The following is a 24,372-nucleotide window of genomic DNA, read 5'->3' on the forward strand; positions in this document are numbered from 1 at the left end:
CGGGCCGCGCTGCCTCAGCTCATGGCCCAGATGTAGGGGTCGTGTTCGTGTTCGGCGGGGGCGGGACCGGGTGCGGGGGAGGGGCGGGGCGCGGCGGTCCGGGTGCCGGAGTAGGCGGCGAGGGCCGCGTGGACGTCGCGCTCGTGGACGGACGAGATCATGTCCGTGGGCATGTCCGACCGCGCGGCCTGCATCCGCACCAGCGCGGCGGCCTCGTCCAGCAGGCTGATCGCCGAACCGGGCAGGGACTGGTCGGGGACGTGGTCCCGCGCGAGGACGGCGGCGGCCTCCAGGGCGTCGACGGTGAACACGACGCCGTGGTGGATCGCCACGCGATTGCCGACGGCACGGAGGATGTTCCGCACGTCGTCGACGGACGGCTCTTCGACGAGCACCGGCTGGACGAGCCGGTCGAGGCCGGGATCGGGCGCCCGGCGCTCGTACTGCGCCCGCCCGCAGTCGCCGAAGACGAAGACGTCGGGGGTGCCGAGCAGGGGGCGGAACAGGTTCAGGGGTGTGGTGACGCCGTCGGACAGGTGCAGGGGGGTGAGGGCGCCGTCGAGGTAGAGGACGACGTGCGGGCTGTTCCTGAACTCGTCCAGCAGGTCGGCGATGAGAGCCCCGCCCCGGGCCCGGTGCTGCGGGTCGGCGAGAGTGGCGCCCAGATCCAGCGCGCGGACGGTGTGGTCCCGCAGAACCGCCGGCAGGCGTCCCTCTGTGATCGCCGAGGCGACACCGAGTGCCACGGCCTTCTTGCCGACGCCGTGCTCCCCGACGAGCAGGGGAACGTTGCGGTGGTGGCGGGTGAGTACCTGGAGCACCCGGTCGATCTCGGTGGCGCGGCCGACGACGGGGCGCGGGACGAGCACGCGGGTGAGGGCGGCGAGGAGGCCGGCGGACTCGGTGGGGCCGGGGCGTGCACCGTCGATGACCGACTGCCGTACGCGGTCCATGTGCACCCCGTTCGCCCGCAGGACGTCCACCGCGGTGCCGCCGTCCACGGTGGTCAGGGCGAGCAGGATGTGCATCGGTTCCACGTCGGCGGCGCCGAGGAGAGTGGCCTCCAGGGGCGCTTGCTCGAGTACGGCCTTGGCCCGGGCGCTGTAAGGGAGCGCCTGCGGAGACTTGCTGCTGCCCAGGCCACGCGCCCCCAGGACCGATCCGCGGATCTGCGTCGAAGAGACACCCAGCAGTTCCTCGAAGGCCTCGCCGGTCCCGTCCCGCTCGGCCTCTTCGATCAGCGCCAGAAGCAGGTGTTCCGTGCCGATGTTCCGGTGCTTGAGGGTCCGGGCGTTGCGCTCCGCGCAACTCACGACCGACAGCGCCTCCTGGCTGAACCGCCCGTCCCCTCTGAACCTCTCAGGCATCAGCCCGCCCCCTCCCCTTCCACCCCCGCCAGGTCCCCCCGGGCCCTCCGCGTATGCGCATGCTCCACGCCCAGCACCCGCTCCCGCTCCGCCACCAGCTGCCGCAGCAGCGCCACCGCCTCGTCGCGGGCGCCGGTCAGGGCGAGGTTGCGGGCCAGGATGTGCCGGGTGCGCAGGGTGTGCGGGTGCTCGGCGCCCAGCACGCGGCCCCGGTCGGCCAGCAGTACCCGCAGCATGCCGATGGCCTCCTCGCGGTGACCCGCCTCGCCGAGGTTGACGGCGAGGAACTGCCGGGTGCGCAGGGTGTCCTCGTGGTCGGGGCCGAGGATCCGCAGCTGGTCGGCGAGCAGCTGCCGGAGCAGTCCGGCGGCCTCCACCGGGGTGCCGGCGCCGCCCAGGCTGTGCGCGTAGGACTGGCGGGCGCGCAGGGTGTCGGGGTCCTCGGGGCCGAGGATCCTGATCTGTTCGTCGAGGATCTTCTGGAGCTGGCCGGCCGCGCCCTTCCAGTCCCCGGCCTTGCCCTGCTCCACCGCGGCGATGTGCCGTCTGCGCAGGTCGGGACCGGCGGTCGCGGCGAAGGCGCGGTTGATGCCCAGGGCGATCCGGTGCGCGGTCCCGGCGCCGCGGTTGAGCGGGGTGGGCAGGCCCTCGGCCTCCATGATCGCCCGCAGCCGCTGGTAGAGGTCGTCGATCGTGAGCAGCTCGGGCCCGCCGACCACACCCTCGCGCAGCAGCCGCATGAGCCGGCCGGAGAACGCGGTGTGGTCCTCCTCCGGCAGCGCGAGGGCGACCTGGTCGCGCTGCGCCGAGGTCAGCACATAGGTGCCGGCCACCTCGAGCTGCCCGATCCGCTCGCCCTCGCCGCCGGAGAGGGAGTCGGAGACGGCCCGGCCGGAGAAGCAGCAGTCGAGGACGACCACCTTGGTCTCGGCGGGGCTGTCGAGCACGGCGTCGCGCAGCTTGTCGTACTCGAGGGAGTTGAACTCCGGCGCCGCCCACTCGCTGTCGGGCAGCGCCAGGTACAGCTCGTGGCGCCGGCCGCTGACCAGCCCGTGCCCCGCGTAGTACACGAGGAGCAGGTCCTCCGCCTCGGCCACGGCGGCCCGCAGCCGCCCGCCGACGGTCCTGAGGTCACCCTCGTCGAGCAGCGTCGTGCAGTGGCTGTCGGGGACCAGTCCGTAGTACTGGTCGGTGAAGAGGCCCGCCAGGTCGGTGATGGTGCGATTGACGGCCGGGAGGTCGGGCAGGGCCGGGTCGGAGTAGTGGCCTGCGCCGATCAGTACGACCCGGGAGCGGTGGGGGTCGGGGAGGCGCACGTCAGTCCCGCACGCTTTGCTCCGGCCCCTCCTCGCGGGCCTGCCGCAGGAGTTGGGCCACGTCCTCGGTGTCGACCCGTTTGGCGTCGATCTCGACGACGCGCCCGCCGTCCAGCTCGACCTTCAGACGCACGTCGCTGCGGCGCGGCTGGGCGATCCAGGTGCGCAGACAGGAGGCGAGCACGGTCAGCGGGCCTCCTGCCCCCAGCAGTACGGTCACCGTGTCCAGGGCGCCGCCCAGCTGTCCCGGCTCGGGTGCGCTCCCGGTCGGCCGGACCTTTCCGGCGAGCTCCGGTTCGCCTCTGAGCCAGTCGGTCAGCGACTCGGCGTCCTTGACCGGGTCCTGGCTCAGGACGGAGATGAGTGCGGTCGCCACGGCTCCCCCGTTTCCGCTCGAATGACCTTGCGATGACCTTGGCAACGATCTGCCCATCGGCCTTGCAACAAGCTTGATCGACAAGGCTGTTGGGAAGAGACCAGTGTAAGCCGGGCGGAGCGGGGGAGTGCCGGTCAGTAGGGGCGGCGCCGGGGCCGGGTGAAGGTGCGGGCCACGCAGGACGGGATCACCGCGGTCTCCTCGTGCGGGCGGGCCCGGTACGCGCTCGGGGTCTCGCCGACCAGCTCGGTGAAGCGGGAACTGAACGAGCCGAGGGAGGTACAGCCCACGGCGATGCAGACCTCGGTGACGCTGAGGTCGCCGCGGCGCAGCAGGGCCTTGGCGCGTTCGACGCGCCGGGTCATGAGGTAGCTGTACGGCGTCTCCCCGAAGGCCTTGCGGAAGCTGCGCTGGAAGTGGCCGGGGGACATCAGGGCGGTGCGCGCGAGCTCGGCCATGTCGAGGGGCTCGGCGTACTCGCGGTTCATACGGTCGCGTGTCCGGCGCAGGCGGACGAGGTCTTCGCGCGTCACCCGGACAGCATGGCACGGCGGGTGCGCACACGGTGAGCCTCACTTCGACGGACCCTTCGGCTCCGGTCGGCCAAGAGGCGCGCCCGGGTCAATGCCATGCGCAGCGTCCTCGCCCGCTTCGACCACACCGACAAGGACGAGGAGATGTCGGCCACCCCGACCCACGCGTCGTGGGTGCCGCGGCGGGCCTGCTGGAGGCCGGGGAGGACGACGACGGCGGCCAGTGAGCCCGCTGAGGCGGGGCCGGAGTCGGGAGGACCGCAGTACGGTGGAGCCGCGCGGGCCGCACGCCCGCGTGAACGGCTCCAGCGCACGGTCGTCCTCGCGGCTCACCAGCCGCCCACCCTCCGGAGCTGCCGACGTGACCGAACAGTCCGCCGCACACGCCGCCGCCGTCACCGACCGGGTCCGCCTCGCGGGTAGCGCCTACAACGGTGACCGGGATCTGGTCGCCCGCCAGTCGCTCTACCAGTGGCAGACGCCCCGTCACGCCCTGCCCGGCATCGTCGCCGAGAAGCTGGGCGGCGTGCGCGGGCGCGTGGTCGATGTCGGCTGCGGCAACGGCAGGTTCATCCAGCGGCTCCGTGCGGACCGGCCCGATCTGGCCCTGCTCGGCCTGGACGTCGCTCCCGGCATCCTCGCCGGTGTGCCCGGCCCCGTAGCCGTGGCGGACGCCACCCGCCTGCCGCTGGCCACGGCGAGCGTCGACGCCGCCCTGGCGCTGCACATGCTGTACCACGTCCCCGACATCCCCCAGGCGGTCAGGGAGTTGTCCCGTGTCGTCGCCCGAGACGGGTTGGTGATCGCCTCCACCAACAGCGACCGGGACAAGTCCGAACTCGCCGATTTGTGGCAGCGGGCCGCCGGCGACGTCCTCGGCACCCGACGCGGCCCGGCTCTCATCTCGCTCGGCGCCCGCTTTTCACTGGAGAAGGCCCGGGCCTTCCTGGGGGCGGAGTTCGGCCGCGTGGAGACGATCGAGCTGCCCGGCACCATCACGGTCCGCGACCCCGGGCCGGTCATCGCGTACCTGGCCTCGCACCGGGCCTGGGCGGACCAGCACGATGTGCCCTTCGACGCGACCATCGACAGGGCCCGTGCCATCCTCGACGGTCACATCGCCCGGCACGGGGCGTTCACGGTCAACAGCAAGGGCGGCATCCTGCTCTGCCGCCGATGAGCGCGCGGCGGTGCGCCGCCGGACGCCGACGCCGGACACCGACGCCGGACGCCGAAGGGGCCCGGCCGGTGTGTGCCCGGCTGGGCCCCTTCTCGAGGCTTCGTGACTGCGGAGCTGCGCAGTGTCAGGCCTTCTTGGTCTCCCAGAAGATCTTGTCGATCTGGGCGATGTAGTCCAGAGCCTTCTGGCCCGTCGCCGGGTCGGTGGAGGCCTTGGCGGCCGAGAGGGCCTTCAGGGTGTCGTTGACCAGCTGGTGCAGCTCCGGGTACTTCTCGAAGTGCGGGGGCTTGAAGTAGTCGCTCCAGAGCACGGAGACGTGGTGCTTGGCGAGCTCCGCGCGCTGCTCCTTGATGACGGTGGCGCGCGCCTGGAAGTGCGGGTCGTCGTTGGCGGCCATCTTCTCCTGGACGGCCTTAACCGACTCCGCCTCGATGCGGGCCTGGGCCGGGTCGTACACGCCGCAGGGCAGGTCGCAGTGCGCGCTGACCTTGACCTTGGGGGCAAACAGGCGGGAAAGCATGGAGCATTCCTTCCTCGTGATCGTCTTCTCAGGTGGGACATTACTCCCTGAGGGACGGGTTTTCGCGAGTGCCCCCTTGGGCTTAGGACAAAAGTCCGGGGTCAGACTGAGACTGGTGGAGGAACGGACCGGGGAGGTGCCGGGGATGCCGGAGCTGTCGCAGGAGACCGAACGGGGGAGGGCCGCTGCGCCCTTCGGGCTGGCCGAGGTGACCGGGCCGTCCATGGTGCCCACGCTGTACCACGGGGACCGGCTCGTGGTGCACTACGGCACCAGGATCAGGCCGGGGGACGTGGTCGTCCTGCGCCATCCCTTCCAGCAGGACCTGCTCGTCGTCAAGCGCGCGGTGGAGCTGCGCGAGGGCGGCTGGTGGGTGCTCGGGGACAACGCGTACGCGGGAGGGGACAGCACCGATTACGGGGCCGTGCCGGAGGACCTGGTCCTCGGACGGGTCCGGTTGCGGTTCCGGCCGCTCAAGGCCGGTCAGCGCTCGCCGCTGGCGGTGGCCCGCTGGGCGCTGTCGGCCGCGAGGCCGGTCCTCTCCGACCGGTCGGCCTCCAGTCGCTTGCGGGCGCGGTAGGCGGCCACGTTGGCGCGGGTCGCGCAGCGGTCCGAGCAGTAGCGCCGGGAGCGGTTGGTGGACGTGTCGAGGTAGGCGTTGCGGCAGGGTGCCGCCTCGCACAGGCCGAGACGGTCGACGCCGTACTCCGTGAGGTGGAAGGCGAGGCCCATCGCGGCGATCGCCGCGTAGCCCGCGGTGGCGTTCGACGGGTGGTCGGCCAGGTGCATGTGCCACAGCGGGCGGCCGTCCTCGTCCCGGTGGTCGTGCCCGGAGATCTGCGGGCTCACCGGGAACTCCAGGAGCAGGGAGTTCAGCAGGTCGACGGCCAGGGTCTCGTCGCCGGCGTCGGCCGCCTCGAAGACCGCGCGCAGCCGGGCGCGGACGGAGCGGAAGCGCGTCACGTCCGCGTCGGTGGTACGGCGGGCCGCGGAGGAGTTGGCGCCGAACAGATCGCGGACCGCGTCGACCGAGGTCAGGGTGTCCTTGCCCCGGACCGGCTCCTCGCTGTTGACGAGACGCACGGCGTAGTCCGAGTAATAGGCCAGTTCCACTTGTAGTCCTTACGGAGGCACTCTATGGTTTGGGATGCGGTCGGGTAATAGCCGGTCGTGCTTCCAGGGTATTACGCAGGCGAGGGGAGACGGGGCTTCCATGACCACCAGTACCGGAACCGACTGGGCGGCCTGGCAGGAGAGCTGGGACCGGCAGCAGGAGTGGTACATGCCGGACCGTGAGGAACGCTTCCGCGTCATGCTCGACATGGTCGAGGCGCTCGTCGGCACCGCGCCGCGCGTCCTCGACCTCGCCTGCGGCACCGGCAGCATCACCGCCCGGCTGCTCGCCCGGTTCCCCGACGCCACCAGCGTCGGCGTCGACCTCGACCCGGCCCTCCTCGCCATCGCCGAGGGCACCTTCGCGGGCGACGAGCGGGTCACCCTCGTCACGGCCGACCTCAAGGATCCCGACTGGCCGGCGAAACTGCCGTACGACTCCTACGACGCCGTCCTGACCGCCACGGCCCTGCACTGGCTGCACAGCGAACCCCTCGCGGCCCTCTACGGTCAGGTCGCGGGACTCGTCCGCGACGGCGGTGTCTTCATGAACGCGGACCACATGATCGACGACACGACGCCCCGGATCAACGCAGCCGAGCGCGCCCAGCGCCACGCCCGCATGGATCAGGCCAGGGCCGCGGGCGCCCTGGACTGGGCCGAGTGGTGGCAGCTGGCGGCCGAGGACCCGGTCCTGGCCGGGCCGACCGCCCGCCGCTTCGAGATCTACGGCGAGCACGCCGACGGCGACATGCCGCCCGCCGCGTGGCACGCACGTGTCCTGCGGGAGAAGGGCTTCGGCGAGGCCCGGCCGGTGTGGTGCTCGCCGTCGGACACCCTGCTGCTGGCGCTGAAGTGACGGTGGGGGCGGCAGTGACAGCGGGGCGGTAATGGCTGAGGGGCGGTACGGAGATCCGTACCGCCCCTCAGCTCAGCGGAGCGTCACAGCACCTTGGACAGGAACGACTTCGTCCGCTCGTGCTGCGGGTTCGTCAGGACCTCGCGGGGGTGGCCGGACTCGACCACCACACCGTCGTCCATGAACACCAGGGAGTCCCCGACCTCGCGGGCGAAGCCCATCTCGTGCGTCACGACGATCATCGTCATGCCGTCCTGAGCGAGGTCCCGCATCACGTCGAGCACCTCGCCGACCAGCTCGGGGTCGAGGGCCGAGGTCGGCTCGTCGAAGAGCATCAGCTTCGGCTGCATCGCCAGCGCCCGGGCGATGGCGACGCGCTGCTGCTGGCCGCCGGAGAGCTGGGCCGGGTAGTGGCCCTTGCGGTCGCCGAGGCCCACCCGGTCGAGGAGCCGCTCCGCGCGCTCCCGGGCGACCGCCTTCGACTCGCGCTTGACCTGGACCGGCGCCTCCATGACGTTCTCCAGAGCCGTCATGTGCGGGAAGAGGTTGAAGCGCTGGAACACCATGCCGATGTCCCGCCGCTGCGCCGCGACCTCCTTCTCCTTCAGCTCGTAGAGCTTGTCGCCCTTCTGCCGGTAGCCCACCAGGTCGCCGTCGACGTACAGCCGGCCGGCGCTGATCTTCTCCAGGTGGTTGATGCACCGCAGGAAGGTCGACTTGCCGGAACCGGACGGGCCGATCAGGCAGAACACCTCGCGCGGGTTCACCACCAGGTCGATGCCCTTGAGGATGTGCGCCAGCCCGAACGACTTGTGCACGCCCTCGGCCCTGACCATCGGCGCGCCGCTGCTCGGCGGTGTGATGTCCTTGCTGAGACCGGTCATCGGGCCACCTCCGGACGGCGGAACGAACCGAACATGCGGAGGTTCTTCTTCAGGCGCTGGAACGGCGTCGGCGGCAGGTTGCGCGTCGAACCGCGGGCGTAACGGCGTTCGATGTAGTACTGCACGATGCTGAAGATCGTGGTCAGGAACAGGTACCAGATGCAGGCGACGAAGTACATCTCGACGACCGCCAGCGAGGCGCTGGAGATGTCGGTGGCCTTCTTGATCAGCTCGGGGAGCTGTACCGCGTAGGCCAGCGACGAGGTCTTCAGCATGTTGATGAACTCGTTGCCGGTCGGCGGGATGATGACCCGCATGGCCTGCGGGAGGACCACCCGGCGCAGGGTCTGGCCCTGGGTCATGCCCAGCGCGTGCGACGCCTCCGTCTGCCCCTCGTCGACCGACTGGATGCCGGCGCGGACGATCTCCGACATGTACGCGGCCTCGTTCAGGCCGAGTCCCAGCAGGGCCGTGAGGACCGGAGTCATCACCTGGTTCATCTCGTCCTTGTAGAACCCCAGGTTCAGGACGGGGAAGACGAGGGCGATGTTGTACCAGAGCAGCAGCTGGACCAGGACCGGGGTGCCGCGGAAGAACCAGATGTAGAACCAGGCCACGGTGCTGGTGACCGGGTTCGACGACAGCCGCATCACGGCGAGGACCACGCCGAGGGCGACGCCGAGCACCATGGCCAGCACGGAGATGTACAGCGTGGTCCAGGCGCCGGCCACGATGCCCGGATCGAAGACGTAGTCCGGGATGACGCTGTAGTTGATCTTCGCGTTGGAGAACGCGATCCCGATCAGCGCCACGATGGCGATGACCACGACCCCGGACACCCAGCGGCCGTAGTGCCGTACCGGTATGGCCTTGATCTGCTCCGGCGGCAGCGACGGCGCCGGAACCTTGTCGACTATGTCAGTCACAGTGACAGCCCTTCAGTGGTGCGTGAGGCTGTTCAGGAGCCGCCGTTGATCTTCGACTCGGTGACCGCGCCCTGCGTGACGTTCCACTTCTGCAGGATCTTCTGGTACTCACCGTTCTTGATGATCGCAGCCATGGCGGCCTGGAGCGCGTCCCGCAGCTGGGTGTTCTCCTTGCTGACGGCGATGCCGTACGGACCCGCCTCGATCTGGTCGCCGACGACCTCGAAGTCCTTGCCGCCGCCGGAGGTCTTCGCGTTGTAGGCCGCCACCGGGAAGTCGTTCAGGTCGGCGACGGACGCGCCCTGCTTCAGACGGAGCAGCGCCTCGGGGTCGGTGTCGAAGGTCTGGAGGTCGATGGCCTTCTTGCCGTCCTTCGTGCACTTCTTGTTCTGCGCCTTGGCGATGCCCTCGGACGTGGTGCCCTTCTGCAGGGCCACGACCTTGCCGCACAGGTCGTCGAGCGACTTGATGCCCTTCGGGTTGCCCTTCTGGACCAGGATCGAGGTGCCGGCGGTGAAGTAGTCGACGAAGTCGACGCCGTTGCCGACCTTCTTGCCGGTGTCCGAGTTGATGCCGTTCTGGCGGTCCTTGGTGTCGTTCATCGCCGACATGAGCACCTGGAACCGCTTGGCCTGAAGACCCACGATCAGGTTGTCGAACTTGCCGTTCTGGAACTCGAACTTCACGCCCAGCTGCTTGCCCAGGGCGTCCGCGATGTCCGGGTCGATGCCGACGGCCTTGCCGCCCTGCATGACCTCGACCGGCGGGTACGCGATGTCGGAGCCCACCTGGATGACACCCGCCTTGCGGATGTCCGCGGGGAGCTTCGCGGCGAGGGGCGCCGAGGAGGAAGCGGAGCTCGAGTTGTCCGAGCCGCTCTTGTCGGTGTGGTCACCGCAGCCGGTGAGCAGCAGAGCGCCTGCGACCGCGGTCGCACCGACCGCGGCCAGGCGGGAGTGCGCGGCGGTCGTACGACAGATGGAGCGTGCGGTCATTGTGGTTCCTCCGGCGGATGGGTGGAGATGCCGATGGGTCGACGAGAACACACACCTTCGGGTGTCGCGACCTCGTGGGTTTACGGCATCTTGCCATTCGGTCTACGCCGTTCAGGTGACTGACTATGTCAAAATCGGATAACGGGTGACCCCCGAACCGCATCAGGTCGGCACATCCTCGGCATCCTCGGCGCCTCATCGCCCGGTATCTGCGGGAATCCAGCCACCCAGCCGGAAAATCTCCGGCGCATCTCATGATGTGGTCGGTGCTCGAGGCCGTGACCAGGCCCCGTCGAGGGCCGCGATGTGACCTTGCACCTAATGGACTCGTCGTCGGTGCCATCCGTCCGGTAAGAAGGTTCTTTACACCCCTCATCCGGGGCTCAGGGCGCGTGTGCGGCGCGCCCGTCGTGTACGCCCGCCCGTACGTATCAGTGAATCGGGCCGTACACGTCCCCGCCCACCCCTCACCAGGAGTGGTCAACCCTCAACCGTAAATACTTAAGGGGTAAAACAAAGTGGCAGCGGAGATCGTCAATCCTCGCAGCGACAGCAATACGGACCAGGACGGCGGGGCCGAGCCCCTCGATTCCTTCGATCCGGCGTTCGCGCTGCACCGCGGCGGCAAGATGGCCGTGCAGGCCACCGTGCCGGTCCGTGACAAGGACGACCTTTCCCTCGCGTACACGCCCGGTGTGGCGCGCGTGTGCACCGCGATCGCGGAGAAGCCCGAGTTGGTCGACGACTACACGTGGAAGTCGTCGGTGGTCGCCGTCGTGACCGACGGTACGGCCGTGCTGGGGCTCGGGGACATCGGTCCCCAGGCCTCCCTCCCGGTGATGGAGGGCAAGGCGATCCTGTTCAAACAGTTCGGCGGTGTGGACGCGGTGCCGATCGCGCTCGACTGCACGGGCGTGGACGAGATCGTCGAGACCGTGGTCCGGCTCGCCCCGTCCTTCGGCGGGGTGAACCTCGAGGACATCTCGGCACCCCGGTGCTTCGAGATCGAGCGGCAGCTCCAGGAGCGGCTGGACATCCCGGTCTTCCACGACGACCAGCACGGCACGGCCGTGGTGACGCTGGCGGCGCTGCGGAACGCGGCGCGGCTGAGCGGCCGGTCGATCGGCGACCTGCGGGCCGTCATCTCCGGCGCCGGCGCGGCCGGTGTCGCCATCGCCAAGATGCTGGTCGAGGCCGGCATCGGGGACGTCGCGGTCGCCGACCGCAAGGGCGTGGTGTCCGCCGACCGGGAGGACCTGACCTCCGTCAAGCGCGAGCTGGCCTCCTTCACCAACAAGGCGGGCATCAGCGGGTCGCTGGAGGACGCGCTGGCCGGCGCCGACGTCTTCATCGGCGTCTCCGGCGGCACGGTCGCCGAGGCGGCGGTGGCCTCCATGGCGGAGGGTGCCTTCGTGTTCGCGATGGCCAACCCGAACCCGGAGGTGCACCCCGAGGTCGCGCACAAGTACGCGGCCGTCGTCGCCACCGGCCGGTCGGACTTCCCGAACCAGATCAACAACGTGCTGGCGTTCCCCGGGATCTTCGCGGGCGCGCTCCAGGTGCGGGCCTCCCGGATCACCGAGGGGATGAAGATCGCGGCGGCCGAGGCGCTCGCCGCGGTCGTCGGGGACGACCTCGCCGCCGACTACGTCATTCCCTCGCCGTTCGACGAGCGGGTGGCTCCCGCGGTGACCGCGGCGGTCGCTGCGGCTGCCCGGGCCGAGGGTGTCGCCCGTCGGTGACGTCTGGATGGCCCCGTCCGTCCGGGCGGGGCCATTTTTTTACCCGCCCGCCCTTTCGTGTGGTTCGCCGGGAGCACCGGCCCCGGGTTCAGATCATTGGGCCGAACTGGCAAGAGGGCATGTGTCACAGGGCCCTCTGGTTCCGCCGGCCCCGCCGGGAACCTATCGTCGAGCCCATGTTCGCTGTCTACGCCGCCCGAATCGACCGCGACCAGCCGCTTTCCGGCCTGGAGTTGGGGGAGCGCCCGGCCCCCGAGGCCCGTCCCGGCTGGAGTACGGTCAACGTCAGGGCCGCCTCCCTCAACCACCACGACCTCTGGTCCCTGCGCGGCGTCGGCCTCGCGGAGGACAAGCTGCCGATGATCCTCGGCTGTGACGCCGCCGGCGTCGACGAGGACGGCAACGAGGTCGTCCTGCACTCCGTCATCGGGCAGTCCGGCCACGGTGTCGGCCCGGACGAACCCCGCTCCATCCTCACCGAGCGCTACCAGGGCACCTTCGCCGAGCAGGTCACCGTGCCCACCTGGAACATCCTGCCCAAGCCCAAGGAGCTCTCCTTCGCGGAGGCCGCCTGCCTGCCCACGGCCTGGCTGACGGCGTACCGGATGCTGTTCACCAACGCGGGGGTACGGCCCGGTGACTCCGTCCTCGTCCAGGGGGCCGGCGGCGGTGTCGCCACGGCCGCGATCGTGCTCGGCAAGGCGGCCGGGCTGCGGGTCTTCGCCACCAGCCGGGACGAGGCCAAGCGGAAGCGGGCCCTGGAGCTCGGAGCCGTCGAGGCGGTCGAGTCGGGGGCGCGGCTGCCGCAGCGGGTGGACGCCGTGATCGAGACCGTCGGCGCCGCCACCTGGTCCCACTCGGTGAAGTCGCTGCGGCCCGGCGGCACGATCGTCATCTCCGGTGCCACCAGCGGCGACCGCCCCTCGCACGCCGAACTGACCCGCATCTTCTTCCTGGAGCTGAAGGTCGTCGGCTCCACGATGGGCACCAAGGACGAACTGGAGGACCTGCTCTCCTTCTGCGCCGCCACCGGTGTCCGCCCCGTCATCGACGAGGTGCTCCCGCTCGACCGCGCCCGCGAGGGCTTCGAACGGCTGGCGTCCGGCGACCAGTTCGGCAAGATCGTCCTAACCAACGGCTGATCCCCACTTCCGCACCTCACTTCTGCGCCTCGCGGCTGTCCGACGGCCGGTCCGGTTTTCGGGCCGGCCGTCGCCGTTTGTCAACCACGGTTGACGGGAGGGTGATGTCAACCTATGTTGACACCATGACCGAAGCAACGGATCTCGCCGAGCGTGCGGGCGACCGCGATCCACGGGTCGGGCTGCGGGCCGTCGCCGCACTGCGCAGGCTGCTGGAGCAGCTGGAGGCGGTACAGGTGCGCAGTGCGCGCAACCAGGGCTGGTCGTGGCAGGAGATCGCCGCCGAACTGGGCGTCAGCAGGCAGGCCGTGCACAAGAAGTACGGGAGGCAGTGATGTTCGAACGCTTCACCAAGGATGCCCGGGAAGTCGTGCAGGGGGCGATCGAGCACGGGGAACGTGCGGGGTCGCAGTCCGTCGGCGCGGAGTATCTGCTGCTTGCCCTGCTCGACCGGGAAGCGAGCCGCGCCTCCTTCGCGCTGGCCGCGCTCGGGCTCGCGGAGCGCAAGGCCTCCGTGCGGGAGGCGCTGGCCGACGCGCGGCGGCGGGCAGGTCTGTCCCGGGCCGAAGCGGACGCCCTCGCCGGACTCGGGATCGACGTCTCGGAGATCGTCTCCCGGGTCGAGGAGGTGCATGGCGTCGGGGCGATGTCCGGCGACCGCCAGGACAAGGGCTGGTGGTCGGGCCGCCGTTCCTTCGGCCGGGACGCCAAGGACGTCCTGGAAGGGGCGCTGCGCGTCGCGGTCGCCCGCCGTGACCGTCACATCGGCGACGAGCACCTCCTGCTCGCCCTCACCTCCCGTCCGGGCGTACCCGCCGAGGTCCTCGCCGACCACGGCGTGACCTTCGAGTCGCTGACAAGGGTGCTGTACGGCGGCGGCGAGGCGAAGGCGGGCTGAACCCGCCCCCTCCTCCGGCCGCGCTCAGGCCCTGGGCGCCCGCAGGATCACCCCGATGTGTGCCGCCGCCGTCGACAGGTGGCGGCGGGTGTCGCGGAGCTGCTCGTCGGTGACGCCGTGATCGCGGGCCGCGTCCCGGATGTCGTCCCGGAACCGGTCGAGCAGACGGTCCAGATCACGGGCGGGGTCGCCGGTGGGTTCCTCGTGGGCCCAGGCCGGTTCGTAGTCGGCGGGGAAGTCCTCCGGGGTGTCGGAGTACTCCGGGGCGGACTTCCCCGTGCCGGTAGCGGCCTCGGTGCCCGTGCGGCCGAAGCCGAAGTCCTTGCCGTACTCCTTTCCGAACTCGCTGAATTCCTTGCTGAGTTCGGACAGACCTTCCCGGACCCCCGTCGGCCAGTCCCCCCGCGCGAAGTGGTCCTGGACGTGCTCCTGGACGCGGCGGGCGATGCGCTGCACCTCCTCCTGGGCCTGGGCCCGCGCCCGTGACTGCGCCTCCTGGGCCTGGTGGCGGGCCCGCTGGGCCTCCTCACGGGCCCGGCGGCTCTCGTCCTTGGCGCGGCGGGCCTGCTCCTTCCACTCCTGCTTCACCCGGCGCATCTCCTCCTTGGCGACGCGCCAGGCCTCCTTGTCCGGGCCGCCGTACTCCCCGAAGGGGCCGTGGTCCCCGGTACCCGCCTTGCCGCCCCGCCGGGCCTCGGAGGCCGCCGCCCGCATCTCGCGCCGCAGATCGCCCGCCGCGCCGCGCACGTCGGCCCTTATCTCGGCGGCGAGTTCGGCGACCGACTCGCGGATCTCCAGCTCCAGGTCGGCCAGCTCGCCGCTGCGGTCGGCCAGCTCGGTGCGGCCGGCGTCCGTGATGGCGTACACCTTGCGGCCGCCCTCGGTGGTGTGGGTGACCAGGCCCTCGGCCTCCAGCTTGGCCAGCCGGGGGTAGACGGTGCCCGCCGACGGTGCGTACAGGCCCTGGAAGCGTTCCTCCAGGAGCCGGATCACCTCGTAGCCGTGGCGCGGGGCCTCGTCGAGCAGCTTGAGCAGGTAGAGGCGGAGGCGGCCGTGGGCGAAGACGGGAGGCATGTCAGAGCACCTTCTTGTCGGTCGTGCCGTCGGCCGGGGCGTCGCTGTCCGCGTGGCCGCCCGAGCCGGAAACGGAATTGTCCCCCGAGTCGTGCCGTGGTCCCGCCGGTTGGGCGTCCTCCTCGTCACCCGCGGGCGGGCGGCGGAGCAGGGCGATCGAGCCGGAGACCGTCGTGGCCCTGAGCTTGCCGGTGCCCGCGCCGAGCCGTCCTGTGACCTTGTGGGCGCCCCACTGGCCGTGCACCCGGAGGCCTTCGAAGGCGTTGGAGATGCTTCCGCTCGCGGTGTTCGCCTCCACGTCGGCGTCGGCCGGGTGCGGGAGCCGGATGGCGATCTCACCGGAGACGCTGGTCAGTCTGACGTCGGTCGGGCCGTCCGGATCGAGGTCGATGATCATCGAGCCGCTGACCGACTCGGCCCGTACGGAGGAGCCCGAGGCCTCCACCACGGTCAGGTCTCCGGAGACGGAGTTGAACCGCAGGTCGCCCGTGACGGCCTGGGCCTCGAGGTTGCCGGACACCGTTTCCGCGTGCACCGGGCCGGAGAGGGACACGAGTGTGGTGTCGCCGGTGACGCCCTTGACCGCCGAGGGCCCGCGGAGCCCGGAGACGACCGCTCCGGCGCCGATCACGCCGACCTCCACCCGGGTGTCCGCCGGTACCGCGAGGGAGACGACGGCGCTGCGCCGCCAGCCCTTCCGGTCCAGCCACTTCAAGAAGCCCTTCCAGGGCAGGTCCTCGTAGGCCACCGTGAGGGTGCCGCCCTGCTGGGTGACCACCAGGGGTGGGCCCTCGATGTCGGTGACCTGGAGGCGGGCGGAACCCTCGTCCGTACCCACGACGTTGACTGTTCCGTTGACCACGCGTACGTGCAGATCGCGGACGGGGGTGTCGAAGGTGAGCTTGGTGGGCTCGGCGACGGACCACTGGGACATGGTGTGACCTCCTCGCAGGGACGCGACACGCCATATCGCGTCTACAGAGAAACACGATATATCGTGCTCACGGGAAGTCAAGTCACCCGATCGAGGGCATGCCTGACACTGGACCCCGTACGGGCGGCCCAGTGTCGGGTGTCGGGAGGATCGGCGGCTCTTCCGCGGCTGCGTCGCGGCTGCGCGCGGCTACACGGCGCCTATTCGTCGTCCTCGTCGTCCAGGCGGGCGAGCCAGGTCGCCAGTCGCTCCACCGGGACCTCGAAGTCCGGGTTCAGGTCGACGAACGTGCGCAGCTGCTCGGCGAGCCACTCGAAGGTGATCTCTTCCTCGCCGCGCCGCTTCTCCAGTTCCTCGATGCCTCGGTCGGTGAAGTACATGGCTGGTGCTCCGTGGTCAGTACAGGGGTAGGGGGGCTCCCGTGCGGGAAGAACCCTCTCCCCGCGGGAAGGAGAGGCGCTGGCTTCCCGCCCGGGAAGCCACGACAGAACAGGAAAAGGATAGGCGGAACCAGTGCGGGGCCGGCTGCCCGGCGGCGGGCCGGCCAAGGGGAGACGGGGGAACGGGGGAGTGGCATGGGGCAGGAAGTGACGCGGGTGGCGCGGATCGAGCTGCCGGACGGCACACCGGTGTGGGCCCGGATATCCGGGGCCGAGGAGCTCGCCGTGCCGACGGGAGAACTGTCGTTCACGGACACCGGGTTCGCCGAACGGGTGGAGGCGAGCGTGGAGAGCCTCCACTCGCTCGTCACCGGCGTCGCCCGCTCGCTGGCCGGCCCGCTGCGCGCGGTGCGTCCGGACGAGGTGAGCGTCGAGTTCGGCATCGAGCTGACCGCGAAGGCCGGGAAGGTCGTCGGGCTGCTGGCGGACGGGGAGGCCAAGGCAGGCATCACGGTGACCCTGACCTGGAACGGAGGAGGCCCACCGGACCCGGCGACCCCCGGGCCCGACCTGGACCCGTCGGCTCCCGGACCCGCCCCTGGCCCGTCGGCTCCCGGACCCGCCCCTGGCCCGTCGGCTCCCGGACCCGCCCCTGGCCCGTCGGCTCCCGGACCCGCCCCGGACCTGTCGGCTCGCCGACCCGTCCCGGACCCGGCGGCTCCGCGGCCCGTCCCGGACGCGGTGGCTCCCGGGCCTGCCCCCGACCTGTCGGCTCCGCGACCCGTCCCGGACGCGGTGGCCCCCGGGCCTGCCCCCGACCTGTCGGCTCGCCGACCCGTCCCCGACCTGGCGGCTCCGCGGCCCGCCCCGGACGCGGCGGCCTCCGGGCCTGCCCCCGACCTGTCGGCTCGCCGACCCGCCCCGGACCCGGCGGCTCCGCGACCCGCCCCGGACGCGGTGGCTCCCGGGCCTGCCCCCGACCTGTCGGCTCCGCGACCCGTCCCGGACGCGGTGGCTCCCGGGCCTGCCCCGGACCTGTCGACTCACCGACCCGTCCCGGACCCGGCGGCTCGCCGACCCGTCCCGGACCCGGCCGCCCGCGCAGGGGACGACCCGGGCGCCACCGCGCCCCCGGCCGCCCCCCGTGCGCCCCAAGACGGATCACCGCCCGGCGGCGGCGACACCCGCGCGGGCGTGTCCACCCGCGCGGGCGTGTCCGCCGGCGCCCAGGCGCACGGGGGTGCCCCGGACGCCCGCGGTGGGGGCGGGGCATGACGAACGGATACGACGGGGGCGCACCGGGCGGTTCCCATGCCGCCCACCATGCGCTGCGTGACCTCGTCATGGCGGCGACCGTGCGCATTCATCGCACGGGTGTCGGGTATGCCCTGGACGAACCCGGCAGCTTTCTCGGCAGTGGATTCTTCATCGCCCCGAACTGGGTTCTGACCTGCGCACACGTGGTGAACGCCGGGGAGGGGGGCGAAGTGGCGGTGGTCTACCAGACCGGCCCGGGCCAGGGCCCGTCCGCCGTCCCCGGTCAGGTGGCGGCCACCCTCCCGGAGCGCGTCGAACGTTCCGTGCCGGGCAGCTGGCCGGCTCCCGACCTGGCCCTCGTCCGGCTCCGCGAACCCGTCGACCACGACTGCGTGTACGTCTCCGAGCGGCCCGCCGCGCACTACGGCGAGGGCAGGGTGTTCTACGCGGGCTGGACGGTGATGGGAGGCCAGTTGCAGATCCTGGACGGGTTCCTCTCCGTGCAGGGGACCATCGGCGGCTGGTCGGCGGGGGCGCAGCTGCGACTGGGGCACAACGACCTGCCGCCGGGCGTCTCGGGCGGCCCCGTCGTCGACCCGGTGCGCGGCGAGGTCATCGGCCTGCTGAAATCGCGCGCCGACCACGGGACGGGGGGCACCTCCACCGGGATCGAGCGCCTGCGGACGTTACAGGTGCCGCCGGACGCCGTCAGGACCGAGCACGACGACGTCTACCAGGCGGTCTTCCACGCCCACGACCGCTACCACCGCGACCGGCAGCAGCCCTCGGACTCGCGGCGCCCCACCTGGGCCGACCTCCAGGCGGAGATCGGCGCCCGCCCGGGCCGGACACTCGGCCCCGACGAACGCGGCGAGCTGCTCGGCCGGCTCGCCGACCTGCCGCCGCCGGCCACCACCCGGGGCCTGCTCGACATCCTCGACTCGCTGCCGAACTTCCAGCTCCCCACGCTGGTACCGGCCCCCCGCGGCTGGCGGGACGGCCTGGGCGTGCTGTACGAGAACGCGCGGCAGGACGGGGCGCTGAAGCTCGTACTCGACTACGCGATGCAGGTGATGGCGGCCGAACGCCCGGCCACGCCCAGTCTGCTGGACGCCGAACAGGCGCTGTGGGAGTGGGTGAAGCAGGCGTCGACGGGCCTCGACAGCGGCTACCGCAACGGCCTGGCCCGGCGGCGCGCCCAGTGGCTGGGGCTGCGCCGCCGTTCCCCCGCCGTCCTCGTCGGCCCGCTGCCCGCCGCCCCGAGCACCCCGTCGCCGCTGGGGGAGCCGGTCCGGGAGCGGCTGGGTGGGCTGGGCGACGCCGGGCCGCGGTTGTCCGTGCTGCTCGAAGTGCTGCCGAGGGGCTGGGAGCCCGAGCGCTGCGACTGGTCGGTCTCCGTGGCCGCCCCGGAGGGCGACGTGATCCGGCTGCACGAGGCCGAGCGGACCTCGCTGGAGGAGCTGCCCGCCCGGGTGGCCGCCCCGCTCGCCGAGGCCTTCCGCCAGTGCGACGAGCCCGGACGGCCCGCGGTCCTGCACGCGGCCCTGCCGCACCTGCTGCTCGGCCTGGCCGTGGACGACTGGCGGCTGCGGCCCGACGGCCCCCCGCTGGGCGCCGAGCGGCCGGTCGTCGTGCGCTGTTCCGACCGCGACCAGCTGCCGGCCGACGGCGAGTACGGGACGCCCGGCGCCGAGTGGGGCGCCGGGGACGAGGACCCCGAACGGCGGGACCGCTGGCGCCGGCTGCACGCCCGCGACGCCCAGACCCAGGTGCTGGACTGCGACGACGGGGTGCGCGAGCCGGTGCCGACCGTCGCGGAGCTGCGCCGTCTGCCGCCCCGTACGGTCCCGGTGCTGTGCCGCTACGGTGACCAGCGCTACGAGGACGACGCCGCCGCGCTCGGCAGGATCCTCAACGCCGGCTTCGGCGTGGTCCTGTGGCGCCGCTGGCGGAGCCAACCGGACGCCGTGTGCGGGGAGTTCCACCGGGGAACCAAGCAGGTCGTCGACGACGGGGCGGGCGCCGTGTTCCTCCCCGACCTGGTGCACGGGCTGCGGGTGAAGCGGCACGCGGGTCTCACGGAGGCCTACTGGGCCGACGGAATCGCACTCTTGTACGACGATCCGCACCGACCCCTGCCCGGCGCCGGAGATCTCCTGGAGGCCCCCTGATGCGACGTGCCCCGAGCATCCCTCGGCCTCTTACCAGCTCTCCTGCGGATCGATACCGTGATGCACGTTCGACGGCTGCCCTGGCGGACGAGTGACGACGAGGACCGGACCATGACCGAATCCAGTGAGTGGCTCATCTACCGAGGCGCCGGAGAACCCCACGACGGAATGAGCCGGCTGCCCCCGCCGCCGCCCTGGCGGGACTTCACCGGCCGGGACACCGCGGGCGACGGCGACGGCTCCCGGGACCGCAGGCTGGGCGCGCACCGGCACCTGGCGGAACTCCACCGGCCCGGCGCGGAGGAACTGGAGATGATCAACGCGGCGCTCTATCTGCGCCGCCCCCTGCTCGTCACCGGCAGCCCCGGCGCGGGCAAGAGCACGCTGGCCCACTCGGTGGCGTACGAGCTGGGCCTGGGCGACGTACTGCGCTGGTCCATCGTCAGCCGCTCCACCCTCCAGGACGGCCTGTACCACTACGACGCCATCGCCCGGCTCCAGGACGTACAGATCGCCGCGCAAGGAGGCTACGGCACGGCGGCGGGCAGCCCCGGCGCCGTCGAGGCCATCGGCAGCTACATCCGCCTCGGCCCGCTCGGCACCGCCCTGCTGCCCTCCGACACACCGCGTGTGCTGCTCATCGACGAACTCGACAAGAGCGACATAGACCTGCCCAACGACCTGCTGAACGTCCTGGAGGAGGGCGAGTTCGAGATACCCGAGCTCCAGCGCATAGCCGACCGCCTGCCGGACGGCGAGGCCGAGGTGCTCACCGCCGACGGTACCAAGGTCCGCGTCCGCGACGGCCGGGTGCGCTGCCGGGCCTTCCCGTTCGTCGTCCTCACCAGCAACGGGGAACGGGACTTCCCCGCCCCGCTGATGCGCCGCTGCATCCACCTCGAACTCGGGCGCCCCGACCACAACCGGCTCGCCACCTTCGTACGCGCCCACCTCGGCGACGAGGCGGCCCGCGCGGGCGACGACCTGATCACCCGCTTCCTGGAGCGCTCCCGCAGCGAACTCCTCGCCACCGACCAGCTGCTGAACGCGATCTACCTCACCGACGCGGCCGCCCCGCCCAGCCGCGACCGACTCGCCGACCTGCTCATCCAGCGACTCGACCGTCCGAGGTGAGGCGCTGATGCCCGAGGCGCACCGCACCGGTGATCCGATCGCCGAACTCGTCGCAACGTTGCGGCAGATCGGGCTCGACCCGGATGCCGAGGCGCTGAGCGACGCCCTGTGGCTGGCCCGCTGGACGCGCCCGTCGGGGGTGCCGGACCCGGACGGGGAGCCGCCGGGCGGCGCGGACGGCCGGCCCGGTCGTCCGGGGAAGCCTTCCCCCACCCGTCCTCCGGCGCCGGAGGGCCAGGACACCCCGCGGCCCGAGCAGCCCGGGCCACCGGCGTACGGCGTCCGGGCCGACGGGAGCGTGCCCCTGTACCCGCCGACGCGCGGCGGGACCCGACGCGCGCGTGCGCCGGGCGTGGCGACGGCACTGCCGGTCGGGGTGCCCGTGGCCCCCGCCCTGCCCGCCCCGCTCGAACTCCAGCGCGCCTTACGGCCGTTGCAGGGCTACCGCAGCGCCGCACCGCCGCTGCGCAAGGAGCTGGACGAGACCGCCACGGCCGAACTGAGCGCCCGGGCAGGGGGCCTGGTGATGCCCGTGCACCGGGCCGTGACCCGCGGCGACACCCGGCTGCAACTGGTCCTCGACGCCTCCCCGTCGATGCGCGTGTGGGACCGCATGTTCGGCGAACTGGAGGAGGTCTTCGCCCAGTTGGGCGCCTTCGGGGACGTCCAGGTCAGCCATCTGCACGAGGGGCCGGACGGTGAGCCGGTGGTCAGCCGCAGCCCGGACGCGCACACGGCCCCGCTGCACGCGGCGGACCGGCTCAGCGACCCCACCGGCCGGCGGATCACGCTCCTGGTGAGCGACTGCGCGGGCCCCCTGTGGCGCAGCGGCCGGGCCCACCGCCTGCTGCACCAACTGGCCCGGCAGGCCCCGGCCGCGGTGCTCCAGCCGCTTCCGCAGCGCCTGTGGAGCCGCACCCGGCTGCCCGTGACGTACGGCGAACTCACCCGCGGCGCGATCCTGGGCGGCGCCACCGCGCTGCGGGTACGCACCCCGGCCGGCGCACCCGTGGAGCCTCGCGGCGGCCTGCCCGTCCCCGTGCTGCCCCCCGAACCGGTGGCCCTCGGCGCGTGGGCCCGGCTGCTGTCCGGGGCCGGCGCCGCACCGGTCGCCGGTGCCGTGGGCTGGGTGCGCCCCGACCAGCCGCCCGCCCCGGCCGCGGGCCCCGCCGGGCAGCGCTCCTGGGTGCAGCGCCTCGGCCGCTTCCGCTCCACCGCCTCCCCGGCCGCCGGACGGCTCGCCGTCTGCCTGGCCGCCGCCCCGCTCTGCCTGCCGGTGATGCAACTGGTCCAGCGGACCATGCTGCCCGACTCCGGCCCGTCCGAGCTGGCCGAGGTGCTGCTCAGCGGCCTCCTCACGCGCGCGGGCGACAGCCACGGCGACGACGGCGCCCAGTGGTACGAGATGGAGCCCGATGTGCAGGAGGCCCTGCTGTCGACGCTCAGCAGGGACGAGGCGGTGCTGGTCCTCAAGCACTGCTCGGAGTACATCGAGCAGCGTTACGGCAAGGGCGGCGCGAACTTCCCGGCGCTCGCCCTGGCCCAGCTCGGCAACGGCGGCGCGGGGCGGCCGTACGCGCCCGGCGGCTCCTACCCCGGTGACAACGGCGACGCGACGCTCGTGCCGCAGCCCTTCGCGGAGGTCGCCGTGCGCGTGCTGGAGAGGTTCATGCCGCTGCCCGAACAGTTCGCGGCCTACGGCGCCCGTACGGCGCCGGGTCCGGCCGGCTCCCGCTCGACGCACCAGGCGGTCACCCGGGCCCGTTCACTGGTCGCGCGGTTCGACGACGAGGGCATGGTGCAGGACCTCATCGACGCCGTACAGCTGCTGCGCGGCGCGACCGAGCACGAACGGCCCGCCGGCGCCGACCCGGAACTGTGGGCGGAGTGCGCGCAGGCCACGCTGCGGCTGTGGGAGGTGCAGGGCGGCGCCGACCTGCTGCGCGAGGCGGAGCGGGCCGCGGAGCGGGCCGTCGCGCATCCGCACGCCCTGCGCGAACGGGCCGTCCTCGCGCGCGTGCTGCACGCGGCCGCCGTCGACCGCAGGCGGCGCGGGGACCAGCACGGCGCGCTGGACCTGCTCAGCCGCGCCGACCGCGAGTACGCGGTGGCCTGCGCGGCGCCCGACCTGGGGCAGGCCGAGGCGCTGAAGCTCACCCTGGAGCGCGTCCGCGCCCTGGAGACACAGTGGCGCCTGGGCGGTGACGGCGCGCTGTTGCAGGGCGCCGTCGGCATGCTGGAGGCGTTCGCCGACGCCTGGCCGGACCGCCGCAGCCGCCCGCCCGAACTGCCGCTCGCCCACGGCCGGGTCCTGCTCCGGCTGGCCGACGCCACGACCGACCCCGAACAGGCCCGCGGCCACGCCGAGCAGGCCGCCCGGTCGCTGCGGGACGCGCTGGAGACCGCCGCCGAGGCCGGCACCGAACCGGCGCCACGGGAGCAGGTGCGCATCCGGCTCGACCTGGTCGACGCGCTGCTGACCTCGGGCGGCTCCCTGGACGAGGCACAGGACCGGGTCGACGAGGCCCTCCGGCTCACCCGCGAACGGGCGCTGCGGTCGGAACTGCTGGTGCGCTCGGGACGGATCGCCGTGGCACGGCACGGCGATTCCGGTGACCCGCGCGAACTGCGGGTGGCCGCCGAACGCTTCGAGCAGGCCGCCCTCGGGATGCCCCGGGACGCGCCCGCCCACCCTGAGGTCCTCGCCGAGTGGGGCGGGACGCTGCTGCGGCTCGCCGACCTGGAAACCGGCGCCCGGTCCCTCGACCCGCTGTCCCAGGCGATCCGGGTACTGCGCGAGTGCCGTACGGAGACACCACCCGGCGACCCACGGCTCGCGAGCCGCCTGCTGGCGCTCGGGCGCGCCCTGATGGCCCGCTACGGCACCCGCGGCGACCCGGTCGACCTGCGCGAGGCGGAGCACCTGTTCGGGCTGGCGGCGGCCGAGGCGGACGACGCGCTGTCCGCCGCGCGCTGTCTGCTGGCGCTCGGCCGGGCACACTTCGAGGCCTACCGGAGCCTTGGCCGGCCCACCCGGCTGGACGCGGCGGTGGACGTGTTCCGGGACGCCGCCCAGGCCGCGGGGGACGCCGAGGAGGAGGCCGAGACCGAGCGGCGACGGCTGGCGGCCGTGGAGTTGCACGCTCAGGCACACCACTGGCGGGGTATGACCTATGAGGCGGCCGCACGCCCGCGTGCCGCCCGCGAGGCCTACCGGACGGCACGGTCGCAGTGGCAGCGGATACCGCAGGACACCGTCGGCACGGGCGAGCCCACCGCCGAGGACACGGCGCGCAGGCTGGCGGAGCTGGAATGACGGCCAATGACAGCGAACGACAGCGAATGACGGCGAGTGACGGCGAACAGGGGGAGACCATGAGCGTGGAGCCCGCAGAGGCCGGCGAGCCCGGGCGGGGCGAGCCGCTGCCGGACGTACTGGCCATGGACCTGGCCGAGCTGCGCACGGTCCGGCACCCCGTGCTGTCCGAGGTGCTGGAGGACCTGCGGGAGCGGGCCGCTCAGCCCGGCGAGATGCTGTGGGGATACAACAGCTCGTTCTGAGCAGGGACAG

Annotated in this window: 24 protein-coding genes and 1 pseudogene; 13 read left to right on the top strand and 12 right to left on the bottom strand. The window is 72.4% G+C overall.

What is annotated here, in order from left to right; genetic code table 11:
* Positions 1–14 precede the first annotated feature (14 nt).
* The 4 genes from ACFY01_RS27455 to ACFY01_RS27470 all read right to left on the bottom strand — a co-directional run bounded on the left by ACFY01_RS27455 (position 15) and on the right by ACFY01_RS27470 (position 3,592).
* Positions 15–1,367: a Clp protease N-terminal domain-containing protein gene (locus ACFY01_RS27455; protein WP_390738401.1), complete on the bottom strand. Its 1,353-nt coding sequence runs from the start codon at positions 1,365–1,367 to the stop codon at positions 15–17.
* The gene (locus tag ACFY01_RS27460; RefSeq protein WP_390738402.1) at positions 1,367–2,683 is read right to left on the bottom strand and encodes a tetratricopeptide repeat protein; all 1,317 of its coding nucleotides are present in this window, start codon (positions 2,681–2,683) and stop codon (positions 1,367–1,369) included. The genes ACFY01_RS27455 and ACFY01_RS27460 overlap by 1 nt, the downstream gene beginning before the upstream one ends.
* A gap of 1 nt (position 2,684) precedes the next feature.
* A complete protein-coding gene (locus tag ACFY01_RS27465) occupies positions 2,685–3,059 on the bottom strand; it encodes a hypothetical protein (RefSeq protein WP_390738403.1) in 375 nt (124 codons plus the stop codon).
* Positions 3,060–3,193: 134 nt separating this feature from the next.
* Positions 3,194–3,592, bottom strand: a complete 399-nt coding sequence (locus tag ACFY01_RS27470) for a helix-turn-helix domain-containing protein (protein WP_390738404.1) — start codon at positions 3,590–3,592, stop codon at positions 3,194–3,196.
* A gap of 72 nt (positions 3,593–3,664) precedes the next feature.
* On the opposite strand from ACFY01_RS27470, the pseudogene ACFY01_RS27475 reads away from it, so the two are divergent.
* Both ACFY01_RS27475 and ACFY01_RS27480 read left to right on the top strand, forming a co-directional pair.
* A pseudogene (locus tag ACFY01_RS27475) lies at positions 3,665–3,819 on the top strand (polyphosphate kinase 2); the annotation flags it as partial.
* Between the two features lie 134 nt (positions 3,820–3,953).
* Positions 3,954–4,772 (top strand): class I SAM-dependent methyltransferase, encoded by an 819-nt coding sequence (locus tag ACFY01_RS27480; protein WP_390738405.1) that lies wholly within the window; start codon positions 3,954–3,956, stop codon positions 4,770–4,772.
* Positions 4,773–4,896: 124 nt separating this feature from the next.
* Here the strand turns inward: ACFY01_RS27480 and sodN are convergent, their stop codons facing one another.
* On the bottom strand, positions 4,897–5,292 hold the full coding sequence (gene sodN, locus ACFY01_RS27485) for a superoxide dismutase, Ni (protein WP_020136639.1): 396 nt from the start codon (positions 5,290–5,292) through the stop codon (positions 4,897–4,899).
* Between the two features lie 145 nt (positions 5,293–5,437).
* On the opposite strand from sodN, the gene sodX reads away from it, so the two are divergent.
* Positions 5,438–5,872, top strand: coding sequence for a nickel-type superoxide dismutase maturation protease (gene sodX, locus ACFY01_RS27490; protein WP_390738571.1), 435 nt, complete (start codon positions 5,438–5,440; stop codon positions 5,870–5,872).
* Here sodX and ACFY01_RS27495 read toward each other — a convergent pair.
* A complete protein-coding gene (locus tag ACFY01_RS27495) occupies positions 5,776–6,405 on the bottom strand; it encodes a CGNR zinc finger domain-containing protein (RefSeq protein ID WP_390738406.1) in 630 nt (209 codons plus the stop codon). The two genes, sodX and ACFY01_RS27495, sit on opposite strands and share 97 nt — an antisense overlap.
* A gap of 100 nt (positions 6,406–6,505) precedes the next feature.
* On the opposite strand from ACFY01_RS27495, the gene ACFY01_RS27500 reads away from it, so the two are divergent.
* Positions 6,506–7,264, top strand: a complete 759-nt coding sequence (locus tag ACFY01_RS27500) for a class I SAM-dependent methyltransferase (RefSeq protein ID WP_390738407.1) — start codon at positions 6,506–6,508, stop codon at positions 7,262–7,264.
* 83 nt (positions 7,265–7,347) lie between these two features.
* Here ACFY01_RS27500 and ACFY01_RS27505 read toward each other — a convergent pair whose 3' ends face one another.
* The 3 genes from ACFY01_RS27505 to ACFY01_RS27515 are packed head-to-tail and all read right to left on the bottom strand — an operon-like array spanning position 7,348 to position 10,069.
* On the bottom strand, positions 7,348–8,148 hold the full coding sequence (locus tag ACFY01_RS27505) for an amino acid ABC transporter ATP-binding protein (RefSeq protein WP_390738408.1): 801 nt from the start codon (positions 8,146–8,148) through the stop codon (positions 7,348–7,350).
* Positions 8,145–9,074, bottom strand: a complete 930-nt coding sequence (locus tag ACFY01_RS27510) for an amino acid ABC transporter permease (protein ID WP_390738409.1) — start codon at positions 9,072–9,074, stop codon at positions 8,145–8,147. Before ACFY01_RS27510 ends, ACFY01_RS27505 begins: the two co-directional genes overlap by 4 nt.
* 32 nt (positions 9,075–9,106) lie before the next feature.
* Positions 9,107–10,069, bottom strand: coding sequence for an ABC transporter substrate-binding protein (locus ACFY01_RS27515; protein ID WP_390738410.1), 963 nt, complete (start codon positions 10,067–10,069; stop codon positions 9,107–9,109).
* A 518-nt stretch (positions 10,070–10,587) separates the two neighbouring features.
* Between ACFY01_RS27515 and ACFY01_RS27520 the strand changes: the two genes are divergently transcribed.
* The 4 genes from ACFY01_RS27520 (at position 10,588) to ACFY01_RS27535 (ending at position 13,851) form a co-directional block, all read left to right on the top strand.
* Positions 10,588–11,811, top strand: a complete 1,224-nt coding sequence (locus ACFY01_RS27520; protein WP_390738411.1) for an NADP-dependent malic enzyme — start codon at positions 10,588–10,590, stop codon at positions 11,809–11,811.
* 176 nt (positions 11,812–11,987) lie between these two features.
* Entirely contained in the window at positions 11,988–12,953 is a 966-nt protein-coding gene (locus ACFY01_RS27525) for a zinc-binding dehydrogenase (protein ID WP_390738412.1), read from the top strand.
* A gap of 125 nt (positions 12,954–13,078) precedes the next feature.
* Positions 13,079–13,288 (top strand): helix-turn-helix domain-containing protein, encoded by a 210-nt coding sequence (locus ACFY01_RS27530; protein ID WP_018571396.1) that lies wholly within the window; start codon positions 13,079–13,081, stop codon positions 13,286–13,288.
* The gene (locus ACFY01_RS27535) at positions 13,288–13,851 is read left to right on the top strand and encodes a Clp protease N-terminal domain-containing protein (RefSeq protein WP_390738413.1); all 564 of its coding nucleotides are present in this window, start codon (positions 13,288–13,290) and stop codon (positions 13,849–13,851) included. The genes ACFY01_RS27530 and ACFY01_RS27535 overlap by 1 nt, the downstream gene beginning before the upstream one ends.
* A 24-nt stretch (positions 13,852–13,875) precedes the next feature.
* On the opposite strand, the gene ACFY01_RS27540 is transcribed toward ACFY01_RS27535, so the two are convergent.
* The 3 genes from ACFY01_RS27540 to ACFY01_RS27550 form a co-directional block, all read right to left on the bottom strand.
* The gene (locus tag ACFY01_RS27540; protein WP_390738414.1) at positions 13,876–14,925 is read right to left on the bottom strand and encodes a helix-turn-helix transcriptional regulator; all 1,050 of its coding nucleotides are present in this window, start codon (positions 14,923–14,925) and stop codon (positions 13,876–13,878) included.
* Position 14,926: 1 nt separating this feature from the next.
* Complete coding sequence (locus tag ACFY01_RS27545) at positions 14,927–15,859, bottom strand: DUF4097 domain-containing protein (RefSeq protein WP_390738415.1); 933 nt, start codon at positions 15,857–15,859, stop codon at positions 14,927–14,929.
* A 200-nt stretch (positions 15,860–16,059) separates the two neighbouring features.
* Entirely contained in the window at positions 16,060–16,239 is a 180-nt protein-coding gene (locus ACFY01_RS27550; protein ID WP_028420339.1) for a DUF6104 family protein, read from the bottom strand.
* A 195-nt stretch (positions 16,240–16,434) separates the two neighbouring features.
* Between ACFY01_RS27550 and ACFY01_RS27555 the strand changes: the two genes are divergently transcribed.
* The 5 genes from ACFY01_RS27555 (at position 16,435) to fxsA (ending at position 24,362) form a co-directional block, all read left to right on the top strand.
* Positions 16,435–17,514 (top strand): CU044_2847 family protein, encoded by a 1,080-nt coding sequence (locus ACFY01_RS27555; protein WP_390738416.1) that lies wholly within the window; start codon positions 16,435–16,437, stop codon positions 17,512–17,514.
* Entirely contained in the window at positions 17,511–19,667 is a 2,157-nt protein-coding gene (locus tag ACFY01_RS27560; protein WP_390738417.1) for a trypsin-like peptidase domain-containing protein, read from the top strand. The genes ACFY01_RS27555 and ACFY01_RS27560 overlap by 4 nt, the downstream gene beginning before the upstream one ends.
* 111 nt (positions 19,668–19,778) lie before the next feature.
* Positions 19,779–20,801 carry an AAA family ATPase gene (locus ACFY01_RS27565; RefSeq protein WP_390738418.1) on the top strand — a complete coding sequence of 341 codons (1,023 nt, stop codon included), beginning with the start codon at positions 19,779–19,781 and terminating at the stop codon, positions 20,799–20,801.
* Between the two features lie 7 nt (positions 20,802–20,808).
* A complete protein-coding gene (locus ACFY01_RS27570) occupies positions 20,809–24,117 on the top strand; it encodes an SAV_2336 N-terminal domain-related protein (protein WP_390738419.1) in 3,309 nt (1,102 codons plus the stop codon).
* A 59-nt stretch (positions 24,118–24,176) separates the two neighbouring features.
* Positions 24,177–24,362, top strand: a complete 186-nt coding sequence (gene fxsA / locus ACFY01_RS27575) for an FxSxx-COOH cyclophane-containing RiPP peptide (protein ID WP_390738420.1) — start codon at positions 24,177–24,179, stop codon at positions 24,360–24,362.
* Positions 24,363–24,372 lie beyond the last annotated feature (10 nt).

Source organism: Streptomyces sp. NPDC001480 (genome assembly GCF_042894725.1).
GTDB lineage: Bacteria > Actinomycetota > Actinomycetes > Streptomycetales > Streptomycetaceae > Streptomyces.

What these genes read in the sequence shown, in the direction of transcription:
- ACFY01_RS27530 (WP_018571396.1), top strand. Translation starts at nt 13,079, where the DNA reads ATGACCGAAGCAACGGATCTCGCCGAGCGTGCGGGCGACCGCGATCCA.
- fxsA (WP_390738420.1), top strand. Translation starts at nt 24,177, where the DNA reads ATGAGCGTGGAGCCCGCAGAGGCCGGCGAGCCCGGGCGGGGCGAGCCG.
- ACFY01_RS27500 (WP_390738407.1), top strand. Translation starts at nt 6,506, where the DNA reads ATGACCACCAGTACCGGAACCGACTGGGCGGCCTGGCAGGAGAGCTGG.
- ACFY01_RS27550 (WP_028420339.1), bottom strand. Translation starts at nt 16,239, where the DNA reads ATGTACTTCACCGACCGAGGCATCGAGGAACTGGAGAAGCGGCGCGGC.
- ACFY01_RS27565 (WP_390738418.1), top strand. Translation starts at nt 19,779, where the DNA reads ATGACCGAATCCAGTGAGTGGCTCATCTACCGAGGCGCCGGAGAACCC.
- ACFY01_RS27545 (WP_390738415.1), bottom strand. Translation starts at nt 15,859, where the DNA reads ATGTCCCAGTGGTCCGTCGCCGAGCCCACCAAGCTCACCTTCGACACC.
- ACFY01_RS27555 (WP_390738416.1), top strand. Translation starts at nt 16,435, where the DNA reads ATGGGGCAGGAAGTGACGCGGGTGGCGCGGATCGAGCTGCCGGACGGC.
- sodX (WP_390738571.1), top strand. Translation starts at nt 5,438, where the DNA reads ATGCCGGAGCTGTCGCAGGAGACCGAACGGGGGAGGGCCGCTGCGCCC.
- ACFY01_RS27560 (WP_390738417.1), top strand. Translation starts at nt 17,511, where the DNA reads ATGACGAACGGATACGACGGGGGCGCACCGGGCGGTTCCCATGCCGCC.
- ACFY01_RS27505 (WP_390738408.1), bottom strand. Translation starts at nt 8,148, where the DNA reads ATGACCGGTCTCAGCAAGGACATCACACCGCCGAGCAGCGGCGCGCCG.
- ACFY01_RS27570 (WP_390738419.1), top strand. Translation starts at nt 20,809, where the DNA reads ATGCCCGAGGCGCACCGCACCGGTGATCCGATCGCCGAACTCGTCGCA.
- ACFY01_RS27455 (WP_390738401.1), bottom strand. Translation starts at nt 1,367, where the DNA reads ATGCCTGAGAGGTTCAGAGGGGACGGGCGGTTCAGCCAGGAGGCGCTG.
- ACFY01_RS27540 (WP_390738414.1), bottom strand. Translation starts at nt 14,925, where the DNA reads ATGCCTCCCGTCTTCGCCCACGGCCGCCTCCGCCTCTACCTGCTCAAG.
- ACFY01_RS27525 (WP_390738412.1), top strand. Translation starts at nt 11,988, where the DNA reads ATGTTCGCTGTCTACGCCGCCCGAATCGACCGCGACCAGCCGCTTTCC.
- ACFY01_RS27515 (WP_390738410.1), bottom strand. Translation starts at nt 10,069, where the DNA reads ATGACCGCACGCTCCATCTGTCGTACGACCGCCGCGCACTCCCGCCTG.
- sodN (WP_020136639.1), bottom strand. Translation starts at nt 5,292, where the DNA reads ATGCTTTCCCGCCTGTTTGCCCCCAAGGTCAAGGTCAGCGCGCACTGC.
- ACFY01_RS27535 (WP_390738413.1), top strand. Translation starts at nt 13,288, where the DNA reads ATGTTCGAACGCTTCACCAAGGATGCCCGGGAAGTCGTGCAGGGGGCG.